Consider the following 7,674-nt stretch of genomic DNA (forward strand, 5'->3'; position numbering starts at 1 on the left):
CATGGGGCATTGATTAATTCTCCCCTGCTCCTCTGCTCCTCTGCTCCCCTGCTCCCTATTTCCTATTTCTTTTGACTTTTTAATACTCCCGTTTCATGTTGTATTGGCAAGACATCTAAAATATCAGTTTGGGAACAATATTTTAAATCTTCATGGCAGTCAAGACGTAACAATCGTTGACCGTGACTAGCTTGGTGAAGTAATCCTAATAAGTTATCTTGCCACTGAGAGTAAAGAGCGATCGCACTTATTACTTCATCATTACCAGCGAGTTCTTCTGCTGACAACTTGCTTTGCTGCAAAATACTATGAGCGATCGCACCGGCACAAACTGTATCCTCTAAGGAATAACTGCCTTCCCAGCCAGAACCGACAATCCATACTGTCTCTGGTTGCAACTCTTGAAGAAATTGCACCACCGCCGCCCGGTTAATCAAGGCTGCTGCTAATACATTTGGGGAGTCTTGTACCCTTTGTAAAGCACGAGTGCCATTTGTGGTACTGATAAACAAACGCCGCCCTTGCACCAATTCTGGTGTGCAGTCGAGAGGAGAGTTACCCAACTCAAAGCCAGCTACTTTCGCGCCGCCGCGTTCTCCAGCCCGCAGCCGTTTTTCAGAGGGCCATTTTTCGCTAACTTCAATTAATTGATCTAAATCGCTGAATACTTGTACAGCTTCGCCTCCAGATGCCAAGACAGTCGCTATTGTGCTAGTGGCTCGCAAGACATCGACTGCGATCGCACATTCTGGCGCTTTATCCGTTGGAGTCAATTCAGGAGTGTGGTATACGAATAACTTCACGGGCTGGATACACCTGTTTTAATACTACTGCCGAAAATAACATTCTACCTAGTTGGTGTCACTAACTATAGTCACAATTGCTCCAGGAAAATTTTTTATCATCAAAATACAAAATGTATCTCATTCAATACATAGATGGAGTAGGGGACAAGTCTCTTCCTTGTCTAGCTTGTCTCTTCTCCATGCTCAATGCTCAATGCCCAATTCCCAATGCCCGATGCCCAATTTTCAATCCCTAATAAATACTCAAAAAGCGCATTTTATGCTTTTAGACTTTCAGACTTGCTGCACTATCTTGTAATCTAAAACAAGAACAGACTTTCTAAATGGGGAAAAAGTTACAGTTATAAGGCTACAGCCCAAAGGGACAAATATTTACTCATTCCCTACTCCCCAGTACAGACGCAATTAATCGTGTCTCTCCCACTCCCCACTCCCCCTTGAAATTGCTATGGCACCTTTACCCGACTACCGCCCTAAACAGCTATCTTTAGGTCCGTTAGAAGCGGAAATTTTAAATATCATCTGGGAACTTGGTTCAGCCACAGTTAAGGATGTACATGATCGCATCCTCGCCGATCCCAACCGCGAATTAGCGTATACTTCTGTAACCACTGTTTTACGTCGCCTCACTGATAAAGGTTGGCTGGCCTGCGACAAGAAGGAGCGGGCATTCTATTGGCGGCCAATGCTGAGTAAGCAGCAATCAGATGTCATCAAAGCTCACGAGCAGTTACAACGATTTCTAGCGGTGGGGAATCCCGATGTTGTTGCTGCCTTTGCTGATAGTCTGGATGAAGCAGCTAGCGAGCAAATAGCAGCGATCGCCAAACGTATTCAATCTGCACGCCAAGCCAGGGAGGAACAATGATGCATCTGATAATGATTTTGAATGCTTTGGCAGTTGCCTGGTGGTTAAGATCCGCTTCTAATCAACCCCAAGGTAATTGGAATCTGCGATGGCAGCGATCGCTATTTTTGTTTCTCTTCCCGCCCTTGCTAATTTTCATGACTGCGATCGCTGTGCTGTTCATGGGGCCTCAAGGACAAATGGGCGGAATGTATACAGGCTCAATTAGCTATTTACTAGCATTAATTTATTTAGCATTTTTTGCCATTTCATGCATTAAACTTGCCTTCCAGGGTTGGCAGTCTGTAGAATCTGCCCGTAACTGCCCTTTAGTGAATGTTGGCGATAGACGAGCCAGACTGCTGCAAACAGGCGCGTTGTTTGCAGGTCAAATCGGTTTTTGGCAACCAGAATTAGTGGTTAGTCAAGGATTAGTGCAAACTCTGTCACCAGCTCATTTAGAAAGCGTCTTAGCCCATGAGCAAGGGCATCACCATTACAGGGATACGTTCTGGTTTTTTTGGTTGGGTTGGGTGCGTTCTTGCACTGCATGGTTGCCGAATACAGAGCCTTTGTGGGAAGAATTGTTAGCTTTGCGCGAACTCCGTGCCGACGGTTATGCAGCATTGCAGGTAGACCCTTTAGTATTAGCGGAATCACTTTTATTAGTGGTTAGTAGCGGCCCAGTCTTATCGGAAATTTGCTGTGCTGCATTAGGTTCCTCTGGTGCAGATCGTTTAGAACAAAGAGTAGAAGCTTTATTAGCACCACCAGAACCAACCCCAGAAGCTCAATTGCAATCCTGGTATGGCTTTTTGCTGGCGTTTTTACCTCTACTGTCTGTGATATTTCATAGTTAAGTTGAATTTAAAAAGCTACTACAGCACGAAATCGTGATGTTTGTAAAGAAAATCGTAGCGTTGGTAATAAAAACGTATTGATTGTAACGAAAATCAGATTGTTTGTAACGAAATTATTGTGTTTGTAACAAAAATCAGATTATTTGTAACAGAAATCGTAGTGATTGTAACGAAAATTGTAGCGTTGGTAATGAAAACGTATTGATTGTAACGAAAATCGTAGTGTTTGTAACAAATATAGCGATCGCAACAAATTAACAAGCGGTAATTTCAAATTACGAATTACGCTTATTCTTCTTCTAGCAACTGTTCTATATACTTTTGCACCAAAGGCACTTGAAAAGCATTGCCTTCTTGAGTCAAAATTTCTTTTCGCGTTAGTTTGCGGATAACACCTTTGTCTTGCTGTGTAGGAGTTTCCCCGTAGATTATCCGGCGTAGCAGAGAGCGATCGCTATCTGTTAAACTCTTCCATAATTCCCGAAAATACTGATCGCCTCGCTCAAGTACAACAGGTATAACTTCTTTAACATCCTGTGCAGTTGCTTTTGCTGTATCTGCTTCTCGCCTGTTTCTTCTGATATCGCGGTTTAGCAACTCCACCACCTCATAACACACCAACTGAACGAGATAAGGTTGACAGCGAGTAAGTTGGATAATTTCATCTACAGCAGTTGGTTCATAGATATCGCGGAAGTTCTCTACTGGCTGTTGAATCAAATCGCGGGCTTCTAATTCGTGCAGGTAAGTCATTCGCAAAGCACGGGTGTTAATTAGATAGTCACTCCAGTAATCATCAAGTTCAGATAACTCCTGTGAACCACTAAAAAGTAAAATCCAATTGCGTTGGTGTTGCAGCAGGTTACGGATAAAATTGAGTGGCGCACGGCTACTTGTTGCTTCCACTACCTCACTCAGGCGTTCATATTCATCCAAACAGAGGAGAAATTGCTTACCGGAGTTGCTGCGTTCTATTTCTGCGAACCAAGTTTGCAGCGCAGGAAATGGATCTTCAGCTAGTTTATTGGCATCTGGATTAGGCAAGTATACTCTGCGGGGTAATCGCCGTGCAGCTTCGATAATTTGTTGAGCTAAATTTTCAGCCAATCCTTTTAACGTTGTCGCTGATGCTGCTCCTTGTAAATCTACCAGCAAAGGTACAATATTTGCTTGTACTCTGTAAGGTAGATATTTCAACGCTGAAGTTTTCCCTGTCCTCCGCCCTCCATAGAGTAACAACACTGGTGGTTGCTCAGAAAGCGCCAAAGATTCGATTTCCCGAAATATGCCAATTCGCCCTTTGAAACGATTCTTTGCTGTTTCCGGGTCTAGCGAGTTACCAGCAATATAAACGTTGCCGAATTTCTTTTGATTGCTGTGCTTGTTCGTTTAAAGTGTGCTGTGCCGTTTCTAATATAGTTAGCCAGCTTTGTGCAGTGTTGCCAAAAGAGACAGCAGCGCGAGCATCTTTTGTCAAAGCTAGACTTTGCCCCAGTTGGCGTAATGCAGTGATGGGAATATTGAGTAACTCATATTTACGATAAGGTGAAGTTGCTTCCTCTGATGCCCGTACATTCTGAGTAATATCCAAAGATTGGGGTAGTACAACGCCAAGTTCCTTTGGCGGTGGTGAGGGAATCCACGCTAGTTGGTTAGCAATCTCCACAATATCGCTCAACCTCTGACAACGATTGAGAATATCTACAGCAATACCAGAAATTGCCTGTGCTGCAACTTTTTGCTGGTTGGTGGAAGAGATTAAATAATTAATAGTCTCACGGGCAGCGATTGGGTTCTTTCGATAAGCCTCCACAATCATCACATCCATGAAAGGCAGAGGCAAAATAATCAATTCATCAAAGCGAGGAGGCAGATATCGCAAACAATTTACCTGCTTTCCATTGCGAGACAACAAGAACAGGGTGAGTATCCATAGTAATTCTGGCAACCAGAAGTAAACCCGCAACATACCCAAAATCCACGCCACGCCGAACGCAACGCCGAACACCACACCTACTGCAACGCCGAACACCACGCCAAACACCACGCCGAACACCACACCTACTGCTACGCTGCCCGCCACGTTTACCGCCACGTTTAGCGCCACGTTTAGCGCCACGTTTAGCGCCAGGCCTAACACCAGTCCGAACACCACACCTACTGCTACGCTGCCCGCCACGTTTACCTCCAGGCCAAACGCTACGCCGAAAAATACGGTCAAGGCTACGGCGAAAGCTACGCCTCCCACTACGTTGAGCGATGCGCCTACCACCACGCCGAACGCCACGCTTACCGCCACGCGTCCCACTACGCCGAACGCCACGCCTGATAAAAATTGAACTGCCGAAAATATATTATGGGCAATAACCAGGAAAATGACTACTCTATTTTTGTTACTGCCACGGTCTAGAACTCTTCCTATAAAATAGCCCACCAAAAAAACACAGCTTTTAAACCAGTTAAATGACTCACCACTAATCAGAATGTAAACTAGTGCTAGTAGCAACACAGTAAACATTGGAACTACAGCAGTTACCCACCAAACCTGCTCAGCATAGCAATACAGGCGGGGGTTAGTACGAAATTCAGCCCGTTTATCAAAGGGGTTATCTCTCGGCTTCAATTCTGGATGAATTTCACGCAGCCAGCGTTCAAAGGTAAAAGGTTTGAAGTAACTCCAATACAAAAGGCGCACACATTCAGCCACATAATTCCAAAAGCCTGATGCTGGAGACCTGTTACTCATTGCTACTTTATCCCCAGCTTGTCACGCACAAAATCCCAAACTTCATTCCAGCGCACCACACCCACCAAAACTAAAACTGGTAAAAGCAACATGACTAACCCAGTAATCCAGTTGCCGATATCACCTACAGTTACACCAATGAATTGGGGTATCTTACCTAGACGCAGTGGCAAATCCCAAACTAACCAACGCAGCCATAATTGCCATCGCTGTCCGTTAGATGCGGATTTAGCTTTACTAAGCTGTTGTTCAAACTGCTGTTTCGCCCACTTGATTGCTTTGCCTTGTTGACGTGCTTCCCACAAATAGTAACCAGCTAATTGCAACTTATAAGGATGACGATCGCCCCATTGCTGGGCATGATTCTGTTCGTCTACACTCAAAGCTGCACCATTTGTAGAGCGAGTTGGTAAGCGCGACAGTTCAATAGCCTCATCTGTAGTTAGTTCATTCAAAGAAATCGTGTGACCAATATTGAAAAAACTAGAGACAAACCGATGCTCGTTAGCATAAACATCCAATTGTTTACGCGAAGCCACCACTAGCATCAAGGCGTTGCTATCCATCAGCGATCGCAAATTGTCATAAAATCCATTATCGAATTTATCGGGATATTTCAAAAGGCTTTCAAAATCATCCAGACAGAGAACGGGTAGCTTTCCTTGCTGTTTCCATTGCTTAACCGCATCTGAAAATGCTTGACGATTAAGCGGCTTACTCTTCCAACAATTTTGCAGACTGCGTTGTTGCCATCCCTGAACATGACTCAGTAAACCTTCAGCTACAGCCTCATAGAAACCCGTTTCAGTTTGGCAATCTACACCCCGTAACGGTAGGTAAATTACCACATAACTACTGCTGTTGTTTAATACTCGCTGCTGCCAAGTCAGAACGAAATAATGCAGCAACGAAGATTTACCAATGTGCTTCTCACCAACTATATTAATACTTGTAGGCTGATCGCCCTTCATCCGAGATGCGATCGCGTGTAATTCATCTTTACGACCGACAAACAGCCTGGGATCTTCAATCATCCCCGCAGCCACAAAAGGATTAGAAGGCAGCGCTCCAGAAGTCATGTAAAGCGTTTATCCTAGTTTCAGCTTAAGTGCAATCACCTAAAAGAATAACACTAGCCCCGTAATGTCTTTGCAATCTGCAAAGATGCGATAAATCGCCGTCTCTTGCCTTAAATGTGGTATCTGAGAAAAATATTTATTTGGCAAATAGGCCAATGTTTACTGCTACAAGTGCAAAACATACCCTTGATGCGATCGCCAATTTCCTAAACTAGATTAACAGCACAATCCCTTTAACACCTTTGCCAAATACTCATACTGCTCTAAAGTATTGTAAATCTGCGCCGAAATCCTTACCAACAGCCGAGGTTTTTCCTGCCACGGCATCACCTGCACTTGAATACCAAACTTATCAAACAACTCATCATGTATAGACATGAAATCGCGGTTTTCCAAAGTCGTAGGCATTGGCACAACTGCCATTGAACCAATCATCTCCTTTGGACAAAGCGGCTGCACTTCTAACGCTTCACAAAGTACCCGTCTTCCCTGCAACACTAGCTGATGATTTTGCTGTCTCAATTCTGTCCATCCACCAGGTAGCAACGAACCCATAAAAGCGATCGCTTCCGGTACACACATATAAGCTGTAGGATCGTCTGTACCTGTCCAGTCAAATTCCAACTGAAAGCGGCTTTTATCAGTGCGTGGCGAATTTGTCCCGTGGCTAATTGTCAGAGGACGAATTTCTGACTGTTTATCTCGTCGCACATACAAAAATGCTGCCCCTTTGGGCGCACACAGCCATTTATGACAATTCCCACTGTAATAAGTTGCGCCAATCTCTCGCAAATCTAGAGAAATCATTCCAGGCGCATGTGCCCCATCGACCAATGTATCTACACCCCGTTGTTGCAACTCCTTCGCCAACTCTTGAATCGGGAAGATTAACCCTGTCTGGCTGGTAATATGATCCAAAAGTGCTAATCGGGTTTTTGCTGAAACTCGCTCAATTACTGCTGCTACTATTTGCTGTGGCGAGTCAATCGGGAAAGGAACTTTTGCCACCACCACCCGCGCACCAGTGCGACTGGCAATAAAATCAAGTGCATTGCGGCAAGCATTATATTCGTGGTTAGTTGTAAGTATTTCGTCATCTGGTGAAAATGTCAGCGACCTTAACACCGAATTAACGCCAGTTGTTGCATTGGGGACAAATACCAAATCCTGCACATCAGCACCTACAAACGCCGCCAACTTACTTCTGGCATCGTCTAGCAGAGGTTCCCACTCTCTACCAAAAAAGCGCAAAGGTTCATGAACCTATCCCACTAATAATATTTTGTTAATCCAGATATGAATTGTAGCAAGGTCAATGAATGCGTCAAAGTAAACT

The 7,674-nt window shown here is 44.4% G+C and carries 6 protein-coding genes and 1 pseudogene; 2 read left to right on the forward strand and 5 right to left on the reverse strand.

What is annotated here, in order from left to right:
- Positions 1-62 precede the first annotated feature (62 nt).
- Positions 63-803 carry a 2-phosphosulfolactate phosphatase family protein gene (locus HWQ43_RS18730; protein WP_292736812.1) on the reverse strand — a complete coding sequence of 247 codons (741 nt, stop codon included), beginning with the start codon at positions 801-803 and terminating at the stop codon, positions 63-65.
- 451 nt (positions 804-1,254) lie between these two features.
- Between HWQ43_RS18730 and HWQ43_RS18735 the strand changes: the two genes are divergently transcribed.
- Positions 1,255-1,674 carry a BlaI/MecI/CopY family transcriptional regulator gene (locus tag HWQ43_RS18735; RefSeq protein WP_099102645.1) on the forward strand — a complete coding sequence of 140 codons (420 nt, stop codon included), beginning with the start codon at positions 1,255-1,257 and terminating at the stop codon, positions 1,672-1,674.
- Complete coding sequence (locus HWQ43_RS18740) at positions 1,674-2,513, forward strand: M56 family metallopeptidase (protein ID WP_292736831.1); 840 nt, start codon at positions 1,674-1,676, stop codon at positions 2,511-2,513. The genes HWQ43_RS18735 and HWQ43_RS18740 overlap by 1 nt, the downstream gene beginning before the upstream one ends.
- A gap of 288 nt (positions 2,514-2,801) precedes the next feature.
- Here the strand turns inward: HWQ43_RS18740 and HWQ43_RS18745 are convergent, their stop codons facing one another.
- The 4 genes and pseudogenes from HWQ43_RS18745 to HWQ43_RS18760 form a co-directional block, all read right to left on the reverse strand.
- A complete protein-coding gene (locus HWQ43_RS18745; protein ID WP_292736814.1) occupies positions 2,802-3,779 on the reverse strand; it encodes a hypothetical protein in 978 nt (325 codons plus the stop codon).
- A gap of 70 nt (positions 3,780-3,849) precedes the next feature.
- On the reverse strand, positions 3,850-5,259 hold the full coding sequence (locus tag HWQ43_RS18750) for a hypothetical protein (protein ID WP_292736816.1): 1,410 nt from the start codon (positions 5,257-5,259) through the stop codon (positions 3,850-3,852).
- Between the two features lie 2 nt (positions 5,260-5,261).
- On the reverse strand, positions 5,262-6,338 hold the full coding sequence (locus HWQ43_RS18755) for an AAA family ATPase (RefSeq protein WP_292736818.1): 1,077 nt from the start codon (positions 6,336-6,338) through the stop codon (positions 5,262-5,264).
- Positions 6,339-6,554: 216 nt separating this feature from the next.
- Positions 6,555-7,595 (reverse strand): annotated as a pseudogene (locus HWQ43_RS18760) (aminotransferase class V-fold PLP-dependent enzyme); the annotation flags it as partial.
- Positions 7,596-7,674 lie beyond the last annotated feature (79 nt).

Source organism: Nostoc sp. JL31 (genome assembly GCF_017114965.1).
In the GTDB taxonomy this organism is placed as follows: domain Bacteria; phylum Cyanobacteriota; class Cyanobacteriia; order Cyanobacteriales; family Nostocaceae; genus Nostoc; species Nostoc punctiforme_A.